Origin of the sequence: Vineibacter terrae (assembly GCF_008039615.1) — a bacterium.
Lineage (GTDB): Bacteria > Pseudomonadota > Alphaproteobacteria > Reyranellales > Reyranellaceae > Vineibacter > Vineibacter terrae.
This window is the reverse complement of record NZ_VDUZ01000006.1, coordinates 207,907-224,447: the sequence shown is the minus strand read 5'-3', so window position 1 is coordinate 224,447 and position 16,541 is coordinate 207,907. Positions and strand designations below refer to the sequence as shown.

General features: G+C 68.0%; 17 protein-coding genes and 1 pseudogene. 12 read left to right on the top strand and 6 right to left on the bottom strand.

Going from position 1 to position 16,541, the window contains the following annotated elements; translation table 11 throughout:
* The 3 genes and pseudogenes from FHP25_RS41780 to lpdA form a co-directional block, all read left to right on the top strand.
* A pseudogene (locus FHP25_RS41780) lies at positions 1-169 on the top strand (enoyl-CoA hydratase family protein); the annotation flags it as partial.
* A complete protein-coding gene (locus tag FHP25_RS07765) occupies positions 157-960 on the top strand; it encodes a dihydrolipoamide acetyltransferase family protein (protein WP_218578250.1) in 804 nt (267 codons plus the stop codon). The pseudogene FHP25_RS41780 and the gene FHP25_RS07765, both read left to right, overlap by 13 nt.
* A 175-nt stretch (positions 961-1,135) precedes the next feature.
* The gene (lpdA, locus tag FHP25_RS07760; RefSeq protein WP_147846346.1) at positions 1,136-2,530 is read left to right on the top strand and encodes a dihydrolipoyl dehydrogenase; all 1,395 of its coding nucleotides are present in this window, start codon (positions 1,136-1,138) and stop codon (positions 2,528-2,530) included.
* Between the two features lie 19 nt (positions 2,531-2,549).
* Here the strand turns inward: lpdA and FHP25_RS07755 are convergent, their stop codons facing one another.
* Entirely contained in the window at positions 2,550-3,545 is a 996-nt protein-coding gene (locus FHP25_RS07755) for an aldo/keto reductase (RefSeq protein ID WP_147846345.1), read from the bottom strand.
* Between the two features lie 165 nt (positions 3,546-3,710).
* On the opposite strand from FHP25_RS07755, the gene FHP25_RS07750 reads away from it, so the two are divergent.
* Complete coding sequence (locus tag FHP25_RS07750; RefSeq protein WP_178133367.1) at positions 3,711-4,433, top strand: phosphatase PAP2 family protein; 723 nt, start codon at positions 3,711-3,713, stop codon at positions 4,431-4,433.
* Between the two features lie 19 nt (positions 4,434-4,452).
* Here the strand turns inward: FHP25_RS07750 and FHP25_RS07745 are convergent, their stop codons facing one another.
* The gene (locus tag FHP25_RS07745; protein ID WP_147846343.1) at positions 4,453-4,830 is read right to left on the bottom strand and encodes a VOC family protein; all 378 of its coding nucleotides are present in this window, start codon (positions 4,828-4,830) and stop codon (positions 4,453-4,455) included.
* 96 nt (positions 4,831-4,926) lie between these two features.
* Between FHP25_RS07745 and FHP25_RS07740 the strand changes: the two genes are divergently transcribed.
* Positions 4,927-5,550, top strand: a complete 624-nt coding sequence (locus FHP25_RS07740; RefSeq protein WP_147846342.1) for a CGNR zinc finger domain-containing protein — start codon at positions 4,927-4,929, stop codon at positions 5,548-5,550.
* 282 nt (positions 5,551-5,832) lie between these two features.
* On the opposite strand, the gene FHP25_RS07735 is transcribed toward FHP25_RS07740, so the two are convergent.
* Entirely contained in the window at positions 5,833-6,156 is a 324-nt protein-coding gene (locus FHP25_RS07735) for a hypothetical protein (protein WP_178133366.1), read from the bottom strand.
* A gap of 104 nt (positions 6,157-6,260) precedes the next feature.
* Between FHP25_RS07735 and corA the strand changes: the two genes are divergently transcribed.
* The 3 genes from corA (at position 6,261) to FHP25_RS07720 (ending at position 9,495) form a co-directional block, all read left to right on the top strand.
* Entirely contained in the window at positions 6,261-7,247 is a 987-nt protein-coding gene (corA, locus tag FHP25_RS07730) for a magnesium/cobalt transporter CorA (RefSeq protein WP_147846340.1), read from the top strand.
* Positions 7,248-7,419: 172 nt separating this feature from the next.
* Positions 7,420-7,692 carry a helix-turn-helix domain-containing protein gene (locus FHP25_RS07725; protein ID WP_147846339.1) on the top strand — a complete coding sequence of 91 codons (273 nt, stop codon included), beginning with the start codon at positions 7,420-7,422 and terminating at the stop codon, positions 7,690-7,692.
* Between the two features lie 75 nt (positions 7,693-7,767).
* A complete protein-coding gene (locus FHP25_RS07720) occupies positions 7,768-9,495 on the top strand; it encodes a SulP family inorganic anion transporter (RefSeq protein WP_147846338.1) in 1,728 nt (575 codons plus the stop codon).
* A gap of 93 nt (positions 9,496-9,588) precedes the next feature.
* On the opposite strand, the gene FHP25_RS07715 is transcribed toward FHP25_RS07720, so the two are convergent.
* The 3 genes from FHP25_RS07715 to FHP25_RS07705 all read right to left on the bottom strand — a co-directional run bounded on the left by FHP25_RS07715 (position 9,589) and on the right by FHP25_RS07705 (position 11,143).
* Entirely contained in the window at positions 9,589-9,885 is a 297-nt protein-coding gene (locus FHP25_RS07715; RefSeq protein ID WP_147846337.1) for an SCP2 sterol-binding domain-containing protein, read from the bottom strand.
* A 194-nt stretch (positions 9,886-10,079) separates the two neighbouring features.
* Positions 10,080-10,547, bottom strand: a complete 468-nt coding sequence (locus FHP25_RS07710; RefSeq protein ID WP_147846336.1) for a hypothetical protein — start codon at positions 10,545-10,547, stop codon at positions 10,080-10,082.
* A gap of 98 nt (positions 10,548-10,645) precedes the next feature.
* Entirely contained in the window at positions 10,646-11,143 is a 498-nt protein-coding gene (locus FHP25_RS07705) for a hypothetical protein (protein WP_147846335.1), read from the bottom strand.
* 286 nt (positions 11,144-11,429) lie between these two features.
* On the opposite strand from FHP25_RS07705, the gene FHP25_RS07700 reads away from it, so the two are divergent.
* From FHP25_RS07700 to FHP25_RS07685, 4 genes are all read left to right on the top strand, one after another.
* The gene (locus FHP25_RS07700) at positions 11,430-12,299 is read left to right on the top strand and encodes an SDR family oxidoreductase (RefSeq protein ID WP_147846334.1); all 870 of its coding nucleotides are present in this window, start codon (positions 11,430-11,432) and stop codon (positions 12,297-12,299) included.
* A gap of 3 nt (positions 12,300-12,302) precedes the next feature.
* Positions 12,303-13,919: an acyl-CoA carboxylase subunit beta gene (locus tag FHP25_RS07695; protein ID WP_147846333.1), complete on the top strand. Its 1,617-nt coding sequence runs from the start codon at positions 12,303-12,305 to the stop codon at positions 13,917-13,919.
* Between the two features lie 179 nt (positions 13,920-14,098).
* Positions 14,099-15,259, top strand: a complete 1,161-nt coding sequence (locus FHP25_RS07690; RefSeq protein ID WP_147846332.1) for an acyl-CoA dehydrogenase family protein — start codon at positions 14,099-14,101, stop codon at positions 15,257-15,259.
* Between the two features lie 117 nt (positions 15,260-15,376).
* On the top strand, positions 15,377-16,537 hold the full coding sequence (locus tag FHP25_RS07685; protein ID WP_147846331.1) for an acyl-CoA dehydrogenase family protein: 1,161 nt from the start codon (positions 15,377-15,379) through the stop codon (positions 16,535-16,537).
* The last annotated feature ends 4 nt before the right edge of the window (positions 16,538-16,541 follow it).

Here is a 16,541-nt window from a genome sequence, read left to right as displayed (position 1 = left end):
CGACGGGATCGCCGTCGGCGCCGGCGCCATCATCGTCATGGCATCCGACATCCGCATCGCCACGCCCGAGGCCAAGACCGCCTTCCTGTTCACGCGCGTCGGCCTCGCCGGCTGCGACATGGGCGCGCGCGCGAAGCCGGCGTCGATCTGCGGCAGGTGCGCGGCAGCGGGCCGGCCGGCCGCATCCAGCACGACGACCTCGACGCCTTCCTGCGCGGCGGCGCCACAGCCCCGGCGCCGGCGGCACGCACCGCCAACATCGCGGTCGAGACCATCAAGGTGATCGGGCTGCGCCGGCGCATCGCGCAGAAGATGGCCGACGCCAAGCGCCGCGCGGCGCATTTCGCCTATGTCGAGGAGGTCGACGCCACGGCGCTGGAGGACCTGCGCGCGGCGCTCAACGCCGAGGCACGGCCCGAGCGGCCGCGGCTGACCCTGCTGCCGTTCCTGATGCAGGCGGTGGTCAAGGCCGTGGCCGACTTCCCGCAGATGAACGCGCTCTACGACGACGAGGCCGACATCGTCGAGCGCTTCGGCGGCGTGCATATCGGCATCGCCACGCAGACGCCCAACGGCCTGATGGTGCCGGTGGCGCGCCACTGCGAGGCCCGCACCCTGTGGGATTGCGCCGCCGAGGCGCAGCGCCTGGCGCAGGCCGCGCGCGAGGGCCGCGCCACGCGCGAGGAGCTCGCCGGCTCGACCATCACCATCACCAGCCTGGGCGCTCTGGGCGGCATCGTGAGCACGCCGGTGCTCAATCGGCCGGAGGTGGCGATCATCGGCATCAACAAGCTGGCGGTGCGGCCGGTATGGCAGGGCGGCCAGTTCGTGCCGCGCAAGATGATGAACCTCTCCTCCTCGTTCGATCACCGCATCGTCGACGGCTACGACGCGGCCCGCTTCATCCAGCGCATCAAGGCGCTGCTCGAGGCGCCCGCCGCCATCTTCATCGAGGGGTAGGACGGTGGAGAGAATGATCACCTTGTCCTCCCCACGCAGTGGGGAGGTGGCCCGAAGGGACGGAGGGGAGCCGACGTGGTCTCTCCCCGGAGGCACCACGAGCGCTCCCCATCCGCCCTTCGGGCACCTTCCCCACTGGCATGGGGAAGGGAAGAGATCTTCATGAGGCCATGAAATGCGCGAGATAAGCGTCAAGGTGCTGGTGATCGGCGGCGGGCCGGGCGGCTATGTCTGCGCCATCCGCGCCGGCCAGCTCGGGCTCGACGTCATGCTGGTCGAGGAGCAGGCGCTGGGCGGCACCTGCCTCAATGTCGGCTGCATCCCCTCCAAGGCCCTGATCCATGCCGCCGACGCCTACGGCCACGCCGTGGCGCAGTCGGTCGCGGCGCCGTTCGGCATCCGGGTCGAGCATCCCAGCATCGACCTCGCGCGCACCGTCGAATGGAAGGACGGCATCGTCGGCAAGCTGAAGGGCGGCGTCGGGGCGCTGCTGAAGCGCCACAAGGTGAAGGCCGTGCGCGGCCGCGCCGCGATGCTCGACGGCAAGACGTGCCGCGTGGAGTCCGACACCGGCCCGCAGGTGATCCGCGCCGAGCATGTCGTGCTGGCCACCGGCTCGCAGCCGGCGGCCCTGCCGGCGCTGCCGTTCGGCGGCCGGGTGATCTCCTCGACCGAGGCGCTGTCGCTGCCGTCGGTGCCGCGGCGTCTGGCCGTGATCGGCGCCGGCTATATCGGGCTCGAGCTCGGCACCGCCTACGCCAAGCTCGGGGCCGAGGTGACGGTGATCGAGGCCGAGGAGCGCATCCTGCCGGCCTACGACGCCGAGCTGGCGCGTCCCGTCGCGCGCCGCCTGCAGGCGCTGGGTGTCGAGGTGCTGACGCGCGCGCGGGCCACCGGCCTGACGCCGGACGGCGCGGCGCTGCGCGTCGAGCCGGCGGGCGCCGCTGCCCGCGCCGTCGAAGCTGATTGGTTCCTGGTCGCCGTCGGACGGCGGCCGCGCACGGCCGATGTCGGGCTCGACCAGCTCGACCTCACCATGAACGGGCCCGCCGTGCGCATCGACGAGCGCTGCGCCACCTCGATGCGCAACGTGTGGGCGATCGGCGACCTCACCGGCGAGCCGATGCTGGCGCATCGCGCCATGGCCCAGGGCGCCATGGTGGCCGAGATCATCGCCGGCCAGCGCCGCGTCTTCGACAAGGTCGCGATCCCGGCCGTGTGCTTCACCGATCCCGAGGTGGTGACCGTGGGCCTGTCGCCCGACGAGGCGCGCGCCGCCGGACACACGGTGCAGACCGCGACGTTCCCGTTCCAGGCCAACGGGCGGGCCATGACCTTGGCATCCGAGGACGGCTTCGTGCGCGTGGTGGCGCGCGCCGACAACCATGTCATCCTCGGCATCGCCGCCGTCGGTGCCGGCGTGTCGGAGCTGTCGTCGGCCTTCAGCCTGGCGCTGGAGATGGGCGCGCGCCTGGAGGACATCGCCGGCACCATCCACGCCCATCCCACCCTGGGCGAGGCCTTCCACGAGACCGCGCTGCGCGTGCTGGGCGAAGCCCTGCACGTGTGACGGACAAGTGAGGCGTGTCCTACCGGTACACCGCGTCCATCGCCGCCGCCGGGTAGCGCGTGCCGGCGACGGCGCCGCGCGGAATGGCTTCGGCGATGCAGGACAGATCGTCGGACGAGAGCGTCACGCGCAGGGCGCCCAGGTTCTCCTCCAGCCGCTGCTGCGAGCGCGTGCCGGGGATGGCCACGACGTCGCTGCCCTGGGCCAGCACCCAGGCGAGCGCGAGCTGCGCCGGCGTGCAGCCCTTGTCCGCGGCCAGCGCCTCGAAGCGCGCCACCAGGGCGCGGTTCTGCGCGAAATTCTCGGCCTGGAAGCGCGGATGCGCGGCGCGGCGGCCGTCGACCTGCGCCAGCTCGGTGATCGTGCCGGTGAGGAAGCCGCGGCCCAGCGGCGAATAGGCGACGAAGCCGATGCCCAGCGCGCGCGTCGTCTGGCGTGTCTCCTCAGCCTCGGCACGGTAGAGCACCGAGTACTCCGTCTGCACCGCCGCGATCGGGTGCACGGCATGGGCGCGGCGGATGGTCTGCGGCCGCGCCTCGGACAGGCCGAGGTAGCGCACCTTGCCCTGGGCCACGAGGCGGGCCATGGCGCCGACCGTGTCCTCGATCGGCACTGCGGGGTCGACGCGGTGCTGGTAGTACAGGTCGATCACGTCGACGCCCAGCCGCTGCAGGCTGGCGTCGCAGGCCTGGGCGACGTAGTCGGGATGGCCGTTCACGCCGTTGGCGCCGCCCTCGCGCCTGACCTGGCCGAACTTGGTGGCCAGCACGACCTTGTCACGCCGCCCCTTGATGGCGCCGCCCACCAGCGTCTCGTTGTGCCCCCAGCCATACATGTCGGCGCTGTCGAGATGGGTCACGCCCAGGTCGATGGCGCGGCGGATGAGGTCCTGCGACGCCGCGTCGTCGGCCGTGCCGTAGACGCCCGACAGCGGCATGCAGCCCAGCCCGATCGCCGGCGCCGCCAGCCCGTGCGTGCCCAGCGGCCGGTGTTCGTCCGTCGTGGTGTCCGTCATCGCTGGTCTCCGGCCTGTTGTGCGCCGGTCATGATCGGACCGATCGGCCGCAGCAACAAGAGGGGGCCGCGCGGTTTCCTCATGCCTGTTACCAGGGCGTGACCAATCAGTGGCCACCGGAGCACCGTCATGCAGTCGGCGTTGTTACGATTCTATGATGGTTCCATGACCATTGCCGACGTCGGATCGACCATCACGGCTCTCGATCGCTCCATCACCCTGGCCCTCAACCAGCTCGTCGGGCAGTCGCCGATCTTCGACCTGCTCGTCTTCTACACCGCCGACATGAACCTGCTGAAGGGCGTGCCGTTCATGGCTGCGGCCTGGTTCTTGTGGTTCCATCGCGGCGGCGCGGCGCGGCCCCATGTCGTGAACCTGATGATCATCGCCCTGCTCGCCATCGCGACGGCGCGGATCCTGCAGCTCGGCATGCCATCGCGACTGCGGCCGCTGGACGATCCGACGCTGGCGCTGGCGTTGGCCGCCCATGTCACACACGACGTCCTGCACGACTGGAGCTCGTTTCCCAGCGATCACGCGACGATGTTCTTCGCCATGGCCGCGGCGCTGGTGCCGGTCTCCGGCCGGCTGGCCAGCCTGGCGTTCGCCTGGGTTGCGATCGTGATCTGCCTGCCGCGGCTCTATCTCGGCTTCCACTACACGAGCGATGTGATCGCCGGCGCCATCATCGGCATCGTCGTGGCGTTCATCTACCTCAGGTTGCCCGTGCAGAACCTCACCCGATGGATATTGAAGCTGTCGGTCCGCCTGCCCGGGCTGTTCTATGCCGGCGCCTTCGTCTTCACCTTCGAGATCAGCTTCCTGATGGGCGACGTGCGGCAGCTCGGCATGCAGGCGGTGAAGCTTCTCCACCGCCTGACCAGCTGAGCGGCCGCCGCCGCGCGCCCTACGCCGCCTTCCCGCAATAGGCCTCGATGCGATAGCCGTCCGGGTCGACGACGAAGGCGGCGTAGTAGCTGTCACCGTAATCCTTGCGGATGCCGGGCTTGCCGTTGTCACGGCCGCCCTTCTTCACCGCAGCGGCATGGAAGGCATCGACGCCCCCGCGGTCGGCGGCCGTGAAGCAGATATGCAGGCCCGAGCGCTCGTCGGCCGGCACGGGATGGTCCGTGGCGCTGATCCAGAGCACGACACCGTCGGCGCCGTAGCCCAGCGAGCCCTCGCCGGCGCTGAGGCACTTGTAGCCCAGCGGTGTCAGCGCCGCGTCGTAGAAGCGCCGCGTGCGGGCGATGTCGCTCACGCCAATCGAGATGTGGTCGATCAAGGCTTCCTCCTCAATTATAACCATCAAACCGGTTAAGTAGTTATAGAAAGCCTCCGGCCTTGTCAACCAGGTGCCCGGTTAGTATCTGGGATCATCATGGTTGCTTCCGCCCTCGATCGCCCGACGCTGCTGCCGGCCCGCGCCGATCTCTGCCTCGATTACGCCAACACCCGCTATTGGCGGGGCACCGAGCCCGCCACCGAGGAGCTGCGCACGTTCGACGACGTGCTGGCATGGCACGGCTCGAAGCAGATCGTGGCTGCGGATGCGACGGCGGCGCTCGCCGCCTGGTGGCGCGAACGGCCGCGCCAGGCCGACGGCGCCTTTGCCGAGGCCCTGGCCCTGCGCGAGGCGTTGTATCGCATCTTCAGCGCCACGAGCCAGGCGGCGCAGCCGTCGGAGGCCGACCTCGACACCCTGAACCGCGCGCTCGCCCGCACGCCGTCGCGCGCGCATCTGCGCCACACCGACACGGGCTATGCCTGGCAGGTGCCGCGCCTGCGGCCGGCCGTCACCGATCTGCTGGCGCCGGTGCTGTGGTCGGCCGCCGACCTGCTGACCAACACACGCCTGGCACGCGTGCGGCGCTGCGCCAACGACAAATGCCTGTTCCTGTTCGTCGACGACAGCCGCAACGGCACCCGCCGCTGGTGCTCGATGAGCATGTGCGGCAATCGCGCCAAGGCGCACCGGCACTACGCCAAGACCCGGCAGGGCTGAGGTGCGTCACCCCACGATCGGACGGGCCCAATCCGGCAGGCGGCACGCCTTCTTGCGGCGTCGGCCACGCTCGTAGAGCGCCCACGAACCGATACGGCACGTCGACATCGCTGTTGTCGAGCAGCAGCGCGATATCGACGAAGCCGATCGCCGCCTGCGCGTTGGCGAGCGTGCGCGGATAGCGCGCCGCAAGGCGCGCCTCGGGCACGTCGTGGCCGCCTTGCGCCACGCGCTGGATGACGCGGGCAAGCGACAGCGCCGCGCTCTGCAGACCGATGAAGATCAGGATGACCTCGTATCCGGCGCGCCGGGCATCGCGCAGGAAATCGAGCTTGGCGCCGACCGGGTCGGAGAACCGGTCTCCATGCAGAAGGCATCGCCGCGCGTCACCAGGAGCTGGCGCTCGGCAGCGGCCTGCGCCGCGGCCTGACGGGCGCGCTGCGCCGCATCCGGCGTGTCGAGGTCGCCCGCGATCAGGTCGGCATTGACGAGCGGCAGGCCCAGCGGCCGCACATCGGGTTGACTTTGGCTGGCGGGCGGCGCATAGGCCGAGCCGCCCGCCAGCGCGCGGACAGTCGACATTTCAGGGAAACGATGGACAGCCATAGTAGTAGCCGGCGGCTTGCCGCCAGCGCGCCCCATCGGACGGCCCGCGGCTGAGGTCGCTGCCTCCGGCGCGCCGGCATCATGCCGCCGGAGCGGAGGCCAGCATGATCAGAATCCTCTCCACCGGCGAACGCAAGATGGTCGGCATCGCTGCCGACGCAGACGGCGCCGTGCTGCCCGCCGATGCGGTCTGGGTCGATTTGCTGTCGCCGACGCGCGCGGAGGTGCAGCTCGTCGAGAAGACGCTGGGGATCGAGCTGCCGACACACGAGGAGATGCTGGAGATCGAGCCCTCGAGCCGGCTCTACCAGGATTCCGGCGCCACCTTCGCCACCGCCAGCCTGCTGTGGCATGCCGAGACCGAGACACCCGAGATGTCGCCCGTCACGTTCGTGCTCGGGGAGCGCACGCTGGTGACCATCCGCTATGGCGAGCCGAAATCCTTCGCCATGTTCCAGGTCCAGGCGGTGAAGCAGGCCGCGGTCTGCCAGTCGAGCGCGACCGTGCTGCTGGGCCTGCTCGACGCCGTGGTCGACCGTCTCGCCGACATCCTGGAACGCTGCGGCGTGGAGGTCGACCGCATTTCCAAGGACGTGTTCGGGCGGGCCAATCCCGGTGGCCGCATTCAGACACCGACCCATGAATATGCCGGCACGCTGCAGCGCATCGGCCGGCAGCAGGACATCATCAACAAGGCGCGCGAAAGCCTGGTCGGCATGGGCCGGGTGATCGGCTTCCTCACGATCTCGCGCCAGCCACCGCTCGACAAGGCCGGCCGCGAGCACCTCAAGACGCTGGCGCGCGATACGCGTTCGCTGACCGACCACGCCGCCTACATCGTCACCAACGTGAACTTCCTGCTCGATGCCACCCTGGGCATGATCAACATCGAGCAGAACCAGATCATCAAGATCTTCTCGGTCGCGGCCGTGGCCTTCCTGCCGCCGACCCTGGTCGCCAGCATCTACGGCATGAACTTCGAGATCATGCCCGAGCTGAAATGGCCGCTGGGCTATCCTCTGGCGATCGTGCTGATGATCCTCTCGGCCGTGGTGCCATTCCTGTACTTCCGCCGCCGCAAATGGCTCTGACACCCGCCTCCCGGCGGTCGACGTGGTGCATGTGAAAAGGTCACGTCGCGCAGTCGCGGAGCCTGCGCGCCAGCGGCATGCCTGCATCGCCAAATTAATGCTTCATTTATCATAATTGATTTTTTAAACATCAATTATGATGTTCCGTGTGTGAGCTGGTGGGGCTAACCACATGATTACGGGCGTCCAGATGCGAGCGGCGCGGGCGCTGCTCGACATCGACCAGAGGCAATTGGCCGAGCTCTCCGGGGTATCGCTGCCGACCATTCAGCGGATGGAGGCAAGCGAGGGCAACGTGCGTGGCGTGGTCGACACCCTGACCAAGGTCATCGAGGCCCTCGATCGCGCCGGGATCGAGCTCATCGGCGAGAACGCGATCAGCCGGGAGGGAGGACGGGGCGTGCGCCTGAAGCACGCCAGGGTCACGAACGGCAACTCCTCCTGACAGCGCTCCGCGATATCCGCCGCTCGGCCGGTCAGCCGATGATCCCGCTGCTCAGGCCTCGGAGAATGCAGAGCAATGACTGCGAGAACCCGCGAACCAACCTTCATTGAACTCTATACACCCAAGCTCGTCACCATCCTGCGCGAGCGTTACCGCCTCGCCGACCTGAAAGCCGACATGGTGGCCGGCCTGACGGTCGCGATCGTGGCGTTGCCGCTTTCGATGGCTATCGCCATCGCGTCGGGCGTCACGCCGGACCGAGGCCTCTACACGGCGATCATCGGCGGGTTCATTGTCTCGGCGCTCGGCGGCAGCCGGTTCCAGATCGGCGGCCCGGCGGGCGCCTTCATCGTGCTTGTCGCGGCCACGGCCCAGCAGCACGGCGTGGATGGACTGATCCTTGCGACCTTCCTGTCAGGGCTGATCCTGCTGGCCGTCGGCTTTCTGCGGCTCGGCACCTTCATCAAGTACATCCCCTATCCCGTCACGGTTGGCTTCACGTCCGGCATCGCGGTCATCATCTTCGCGAGCCAGCTGAAGGAGCTGCTGGGCCTGACCTTGCCAGGCGCGGAGCCGGGCCCATTGATTGCGAAGCTCCACGTGCTGGGCGGCGCCATGCCCACGCTCAACATCGCCGCCGCTTGCGTCGCTGCTGTCGCGATCGCGGTGATCGTCACCATCCGGCGGTTCAGGCCGCACTGGCCGGCCTTCCTGATCGCCGTTGCGGGAGCTTCCATTCTGGCATGGCTTCTCGCGCTACCCGTCGAGACGATCGGCACCCGGTTTGGGGGCATTCCCGAGACGCTTCCGGCGCCGCACCTTCCGACGCTGTCCATGCAGAAGCTGACGGAAGTCCTGCCGGCGGCGCTGTCGTTCGCGCTTCTGGGCGGCATCGAGAGCCTGCTGTCGGCGGTCGTCGCGGACAGCATGACCGGACGGCGCCACCGCTCCAACGCGGAACTGGTCGCCCAGGGTGCCGCCAACATCGGCTCGGCGCTGTTCGGGGGTATTTGCGTCACGGGCACCATCGCGCGAACCGCGACCAATGTGCGCGCGGGCGCACGTGGTCCTGTCGCCGGCATGCTCCACTCGCTGTTCCTGCTCCTGTTCATGCTCGTGGCTGCGCCGCTCGCCAGCTACATCCCCCTCTCCGCCCTTGCCGGCGTGCTCGCGGTGGTCGCGTGGAACATGGCCGAGAAGTACGAGTTCGCGACACTCCTGCGCGCCTCGCGCGGCGATGCCATCGTGCTCCTCGCGACCTTTCTGCTCGTGGTGTTCCGCGATCTGACGGAAGGGATCCTCGTCGGATTCGGAATCGGCACCCTGCTGTTCATGCACAGGATGGCGCGGGCGGTGGAGGTCGAGGCGCCACGGCCCGTGATCGAGCAGGATGTGCCCGATACCACCAACGGCAACGGCCGAAAGCCCTACGATGCGGCCTTGGCCAGCGATCCTGATGTGATCGTCTACCGGATCTCGGGCGCCTTCTTCTTCGGAGCAGCCGCAACCGTCGCCGCAGCGCTCGACAGGATCGGCGAGCATCCCCGCGCCTACGTGATCGACTTCTCGGCGGTGCCGGTCATCGACTCGACGGCAGCGGCGACGATCGAGGGCTTCGTCCGCAAGGTGGGCCGGCATGGCGCACGCGTGTACATCGCGGGGGCCTTGCCAGCCGTGCGCCGCACCTTGCTCATGCACGGCGTGCGACCGCCGCGGGTGCGGTTCAGGACCAGGCTGGCCGACGCGCTTGCCATTGCCCACGCCGATGGCGAAAACGCTTCCGACGAGGAGCCTGCCGCCTGAATATTACCCGCCCGACCGGGCCTCGTGCGCGGGTGCCAAAAGCAGCGGGGGCCTCGCGGCCCCCGTGGTCGTGGGTCGACGCTGCCCGCCTGCTCAGCGCAGGATGCTCTGCAACTTCATCGCGACGCCCATGTCGCCTTCGATCTTCAGCTTGCCGGTCATGAACGCTGTCATGCCGTCGAGCTTGCCGCCCACCATGTCGACGAGGTCGGACAGCGACATCTTGATGGTGCAGTCGGCGGCGTTGTCGTCGTTGCTGACCGCCGGCGGGTTCTGGTTGCCGTCGATGTAGATGGCGCCGTCGGGCGTGCTGAACTTCACGGTATTGCCGAAGCCCTGCTTGCTGCCGGCCCCCGTCTTCATCTTCTCGGTCAATTCCGCGAGTGTCATCGCATGCTCCCTGTGGGCGATGGTCAGTTGTTTTGCCGCCCCCGGTGCCCGGCGCCGGCAAGCTGCGCCTGCAGACTGCCCCGCGACGTCCCGGTCGGCAACGTCGGCCGCACCATGATTGACGTTGACGTAAACGTCAACTCACCCCGGCCACGATTTATGAACAGATGTTCATGGTCCCGTCGGCGCCGCAGCTAGGCTTTGGCGGCAGCGTAGCTCCCCTCCCGCGCCGGTCCCGCCGTCATGAATGCCGCCTTGAACGGCGGTGGCGTCGAGCCCGGCAGATAGATCTGCCGGTCCGTCTCGCCCACCATGGCGCCCGCCACGGCCCAGCCGATGCTGTCCTGTGAGGCCGGTGTGGAGTCGTTGGCCGTATCCGGGCAATAGCCGATGCGCTGCAAGGCACACCGGGTGGTATCGTGGCCCGCGGCCAGCAGCAGCATCTGCGTCAGGCTCACGGCGTTGCCGGCCACCGCCTGGCGCGCGAACATGTAATGCTCGGCCGCTGCGAGATTCTCGTCCGACGCGGCATCGGGATCGTGCCGTTCCGCCTGCAGCAGGCGGAACGCCCTGGTCAGGCGCCGCAGGACATCGTCCTCGGCGGCCTGCGCCGCCAGCGCCCGGCGGATATGCGCGCGTACTTCGCTGTCATTGACGGCCATGGCAGCACCCCAGTTGCGTTGGCCTATCATCGCCTAAGATACCTGGGATCGCCTTGCCTGTCCATAAAAAAGTGATTGTGCACTCAAAATTGAGCACATCACGGCATGTAGCCGCTGCTCTTCTCCGCCAACCACTTGATCTTGTCGTCCAGCGACGACCCCGTCTTCACGAAGTCGGGGTTGAACGGCGCCGGCTTGGATCCTGGCAGATACTTCTTGCGATCGTCCTCGCCGTCGCTGACGCCCTTGAGGCCCCACTCGATACTGCTGAAAGACGCCCGCGAGGTCGGGTTAGCAGAGGTCTGCATGAGACGGCCCAAGCCGACGCTCTGCAGCGTGGCCTTGAGCCCGCCATAGCCGATGACCAGCGTCCGCATCTGACCCTGGTTGCAGACGTTGTTGGCCACCGCCTGACGCGCAAACAGATAGTGCTCCGCGGCCGCCAGGTCCTCGTTCACTGAAGCCCCCGGCACCCGGCGTTCCGCCTGCAGCATCCGGAACGCCTTGGTGAGGCGTGCCAGGAAGTTCGACTCGCTCAGGTTCCGCCCCATTGCCCGGTCGATATGCCCCAGCACGATCTGGTTATTGACTGCCATGCAACGCTCCCACGCACCCCTCGGCGCTCCGGGGTGGACAGGTGCCATAAGTTGCCGCGGCGGTCCAGAAAAAACGAGCACACACTCATATAAAAATGACGCCAGCGCCACCATTCTCGCCAGCGGAATGGCGCGGCAGCCCTCTCCTTGACGTTGACGTAAACGTCACCTAACCAACGGTCGCGGCTATGAACGCGCGTTTACGTGGCGTGCCGCGGCCGCTACCGTCCACAAACGACCGAGGCGTGATCCAAACGCCCGACCTGGGAAACGTCGAGAGGTGCCGATGCCCTATCGCTCCGTGCTGCGTCCCGGCCTGTTCGCCGGCCAGACCATCATCGTCACCGGCGGCGGCAGCGGCATCGGCCGCTGCACCGCGCATGAGCTGGCTGCGCTGGGGGCGCATGTCGCGATCACGGGCCGCAAGACAGAGAAGCTGGCGGCGGTGAAGGCCGAGATCGAGGCCGCGGGCGGCAGCTGCGAGCGCCACGCCTTCGACATCCGCGAGGAGCAGCCGGTCAAGGACGCGATCGCGGCCGTCCTGGCGCGCAACGGCCGCATCCACGGCCTCTTCAACAACGCCGGTGGTCAGTTCCCGGCGGCCATCGAGGACATCAGCCAGCGCGGCTTCGACGCGGTGGTGCGCAACAACCTGACCGGCGGCTTCCTGGTGGCGCGCGAGGTTTTCAACCAGTCGATGAAGGAGCACGGCGGGTCGATCGTGTTCATGGCCGCCGACATGCGCAACGGCATGCCGACCATGGGGCACTCCGGTGCGGCGCGGGCCGGCACGGTGAACCTGGCCATGACCATGGCCTTCGAGTGGGGCCGCGCCGGCGTGCGCGTCAACGCCGTGTCGCCGGGCTGGATCGCCTCCAGCGGCATGGACACCTACGAAGGCGAGTTCAAGCGCAACATCCCGCTGCTCAAGAACAACGTGCCCCTGGGCCGGATCGGCACCGAAAGCGAGGTGTCGTCGGTGGTCTGCTTCCTGCTCAGCGAAGGGGCGGCGTTCATCACCGGCATCAATGTCGGCATCGACGGCGGCGTGCCGCTGGGCACCCGCAACATCCCGCTGCCCGAGGGCGGACGCTCGCAACCCTATGAAGGCTTCCACCTGGCCGTGACGCCCAAGGTCCTGCAGGAGGGCGGCTGAGCCATGCCCGTCATCGAAAGCCAGATCGACACGCGCTCGGACGAGTACAAGCGCAGCCGCGAGGGCATGCTGGCGGCGATCGAGGAATTCCGCGCCGCCGAGCAGGTCGTGCAGGCGATGGCCGACAAGGCCCGGCCGCGCTTCCGCAAGCGCAAGCAGCTGATGCCGCGCGAGCGCATCGCGCTGCTGCTCGACCCCGGCGCGCCGTTCCTCGAGCTGATGGCGCTGGCCGGCTATCGCATGCATGACGATCGCGACGGGTCGGGCGCGGGCGGCGGTGGCATCGTCGGCATCGGCTATGTCGAGGGTGTGCGCTGCGTGGTGTCGGCATCCAACAGCGCCGTGAAGGGCGGCACCGTGGCCCCGGCCGGGCAGCGCAAGGGCCAGCGCATGCAGCAGGTGGTGATGGAGAACAAGCTGCCGCTGATCTACCTGGTCGAGTCGGGCGGCGCCAACCTGCTCTACCAGGCCGAGATCTTCGTGCCCGGCGGCCGCGGCTTCGCCAACCAGGCGCGCATGTCGGCGATGGGCATCCCGCAGGTCACGGTCGTGCACGGCTCCTCGACCGCCGGCGGCGCCTACCTGCCGGGACTGTCCGACTACGTGATCATGGTGCGCAACCAGGCCAAGGTGTTCCTGGCCGGCCCGCCGCTGCTGAAGGCGGCCACCGGCGAGGTGGCGACCGACGAGGACCTTGGCGGCGCCGAGATGCACAGCACCATATCGGGCGTGTCCGAATGGCTGGCCGAGAACGACGCCGACGGCATCCGGCTGGCGCGCGAGGTGGTGCGCAAATGGCGCTGGAACGACCACGCGCCGCAGCCGCCGCAGCGCCCCTTCAGCGAGCCGCTCTACGACATCGACGAGCTGTGCGGCGTGGTGCCGCCCGACTATCGCCAGCCCTACGACGTGCGCGAGGTGATCGCGCGCGTCGTCGACGGCTCCGATTTCCTGGAGTTCAAGGCGCTCTACGACCAGCAGACCATCTGCGGCTGGGCCGAGATCGAGGCCCAGCCGGTGGCGTTCATCGGCAACAACGGGCCGATCACCACCAGGGGTGCGACCAAGGCGGCGCAGTTCATCCAGCTCTGCTGCCAGTCGGGCACGCCGATCGTCTACCTGCAGAACACCACCGGCTACATGGTTGGCACCGAGTCGGAGAAAGGCGGCATCGTCAAGCACGGCTCGAAGATGATCCAGGCCGTGGCCAACGCCACGGTGCCGCAGATCACCATCGTCATCGGCGGCAGCTTCGGCGCCGGCAACTACGGCATGTGCGGCCGCGCCTACGACCCGCGCTTCATCTTCGCCTGGCCCAACAGCCGCACTGCCGTGATGGGCGGCGAGCAGGCCGCGACCGTGATGAAGATCGTGACCGAGCAGAAATATGCCCGCGAGGGCGGCGAGCCGCCCGCCGGCATGGTCGAGAAGATGTACAAGGGCATCGTCGAGCAGTTCGACCGCGAGTCGACGGCGCTCTACAGCACGGCGCATCTGTGGGACGACGGCCTGATCGACCCGCGCGATACCCGCCGGGTGCTGGCCTTCACGCTCTCGATCGCGCGCGAAGCGATGGTGCGCAAGCTGCGCCCCAGCACCTTCGGCGTGGCCCGGATGTAAGGCCTTGCAGATGAAGACGAAGACTCCACCACAGAGGCACAGAGGGCACGGAGGGACACAGAGAAAAATGCCGCGCGCCTTCGGCGCGCAGTCTTCACTCTCTGTGCGCCTCTGTGATCTCTGTGGTGACGTCTTCTACCAGCCGATCGACACACGAAGACCAGCAGAAGTGATCCGCCATGCAGTTCACCACCGAGCATGAAGAGCTGCGCCGCACCTGGCGCACGATCATCGAGCGCGAGATCAACCCCCATGTCGACGAATGGGAGGAAGCCGGGATCTTCCCGGCCCACGATCTCTTCAAGAAGCTGGGCAGCGCCGGCCTGCTGGGCGTCGACAAGCCGGTCGAGTTCGGTGGCGCCGGCCTGGACTTCTCCTATGCCATGGTATGTGCCGAATCGCTGGGCCTGGTGAACGGCGGCTCGATCCCGATGGCGGTCGGCGTGCAGATCTCGATGGCGACCCCGGCGCTGGCGCGCTTCGGCAGCGACGAGCTGCGCCGCGAGTTCCTGGCGCCGTCGATCAGCGGCGACTACGTGGCCTGCCTGGGGGTCTCGGAGGTCGGCGCCGGCTCCGACGTCGCCAGCATCAAGACCACTGCCCGGCGCGTCGGCGGCGACTACGTCATCAACGGCGGCAAGATGTGGACCACCAACGGCACCCAGGCCGACTGGATCTGCCTGCTGGCCAATACCGGCGAGGGTGATGCGCACCGCAACAAGTCGCTGATCTGCGTGCCCATGCAGACCAAAGGCGTGCAGGTCGTGAAGAAGCTCGACAAGCTCGGCATGCGGGCCTCGGACACGGCACAGATCTTCTTCGACGAGGTCAAGGTGCCGGTGCGCAACCTGATCGGCCAGGAAGGCATGGGCTTCATCTACCAGATGAAGCAGTTCCAGGAGGAGCGCCTGTGGGCCGGCGCCGGCACCCTGCAGGGCTGCGAGCGCATCATCAACGCCACCATCGAGTACACGCGCGAGCGCAAGGCGTTCGGCCGCTCGCTGCTCGACAACCAGGTGATCCATTTCCGGCTGGCCGAGCTGAAGGGCGAGGTCGAAGGACTGCGCTCGCTGGTCTATCGCGCCTGCGAGGACTATCTCGCGGGCAAGGACGTCACCATGCTGGCCTCGATGGGCAAGCTCAAGGCCGGCCGCCTGCGCCGCGAGGTCTCGGATGCCTGCCTGCAGTACTGGGGCGGTGCCGGCTATCTGTGGGACAACCCCGTCGGCCGCTCCTTCCGCGACGGCCGGCTGGGCTCGATCGGCGGCGGCGCCGACGAGATCATGCTCCAGATCATCTCCAAGCTGATGGGCACCCTGCCCAAGCCCGACGGGAAGTAAAACATCCAGGCCTTCATGGTGAGCCTGTCGAACCATGAAGGCCACCGCACAATTGTCGGTGCGTCACGCTTCATGGTTCGACAAGCTCACCATGAAGCGTAAAGCAAAGGAAACGCCATGCAGTTCACGCCCGAGCACGAAGAGATCCGCCGCACGCTGCGCACCATCATCGACCGTGACATCAACCCGCATGTCGATGAATGGGAGGAAGCCGGGATCTTCCCGGCCCACGAGGTGTTCAAGAAGCTGGGCGATGCCGGCCTGCTGGGCATCCACAAGCCGGTCGAGTACGGCGGCGCCGGGCTCGACTATTCCTATGCCCTGGTGATGGCCGAGGAGCTGGGCCACATCAATTGCGGCTCGATCCCGATGGCGATCGGCGTGCAGACCGACATGGCAACGCCGGCGCTGGCGCGCTTCGGCAACGACGCGTTGCGCAAGGAGTTCCTGGCGCCGTCGATCAGCGGCGACTACGTGGCCTGCCTGGGGGTCTCGGAGGTCGGCGCCGGCTCCGACGTCGCCAGCATCAAGACCACGGCCCGGCGCGTCGGCGGCGACTACGTCATCAACGGCGGCAAGATGTGGACCACCAACGGCACCCAGGCCGACTGGATGTGCCTGCTGGCCAACACCGGCGACGGCTCGACGCACCGCAACAAGTCGCTGATCTGCCTGCCGATGAAGACCAAGGGCGTGCAGGTCGTGAAGAAGCTCGACAAGCTCGGCATGCGCTCCTCCGACACGGCGCAGATCTTCTTCGACGAGGTCAAGGTGCCGGTGCGCAACCTGATCGGCCAGGAGGGCCTGGGCTTCACCTACCAGATGCAGCAGTTCCAGGAGGAGCGGCTGTGGGGCGCGATCAGCGCCGTGGTCGGCATGGAGCGGCTGATCAACCAGACCATCGAGTACACCCGCGGCCGCAAGGCGTTCGGCCGCTCGCTGCTCGACAACCAGGTGATCCACTTCAAGCTGGCGGAGCTGCTGACCGAGGTCGAGACCCTGCGCTCGCTGTGCTATCGCGCCTGCGAGGCCTATATCGGCGGCGAGGACGTCACCATGCTGGCCTCGATGGCAAAGCTGAAGGCGGGCCGCGTCGTGCGCCAGGTGACCGACGGCTGCCTGCAATACTGGGGCGGCGCCGGCTACCTGTGGGAGAGCCCGACGGCGCGCGCCTTCCGCGACACGCGGCTGGCCTCGATCGGCGGCGGCGCCGACGAGATCATGCTCCAGATCATCTGCAAGCACATGGGCACGCTGCCCCGCCTCGAGAACCGCTGAGCGC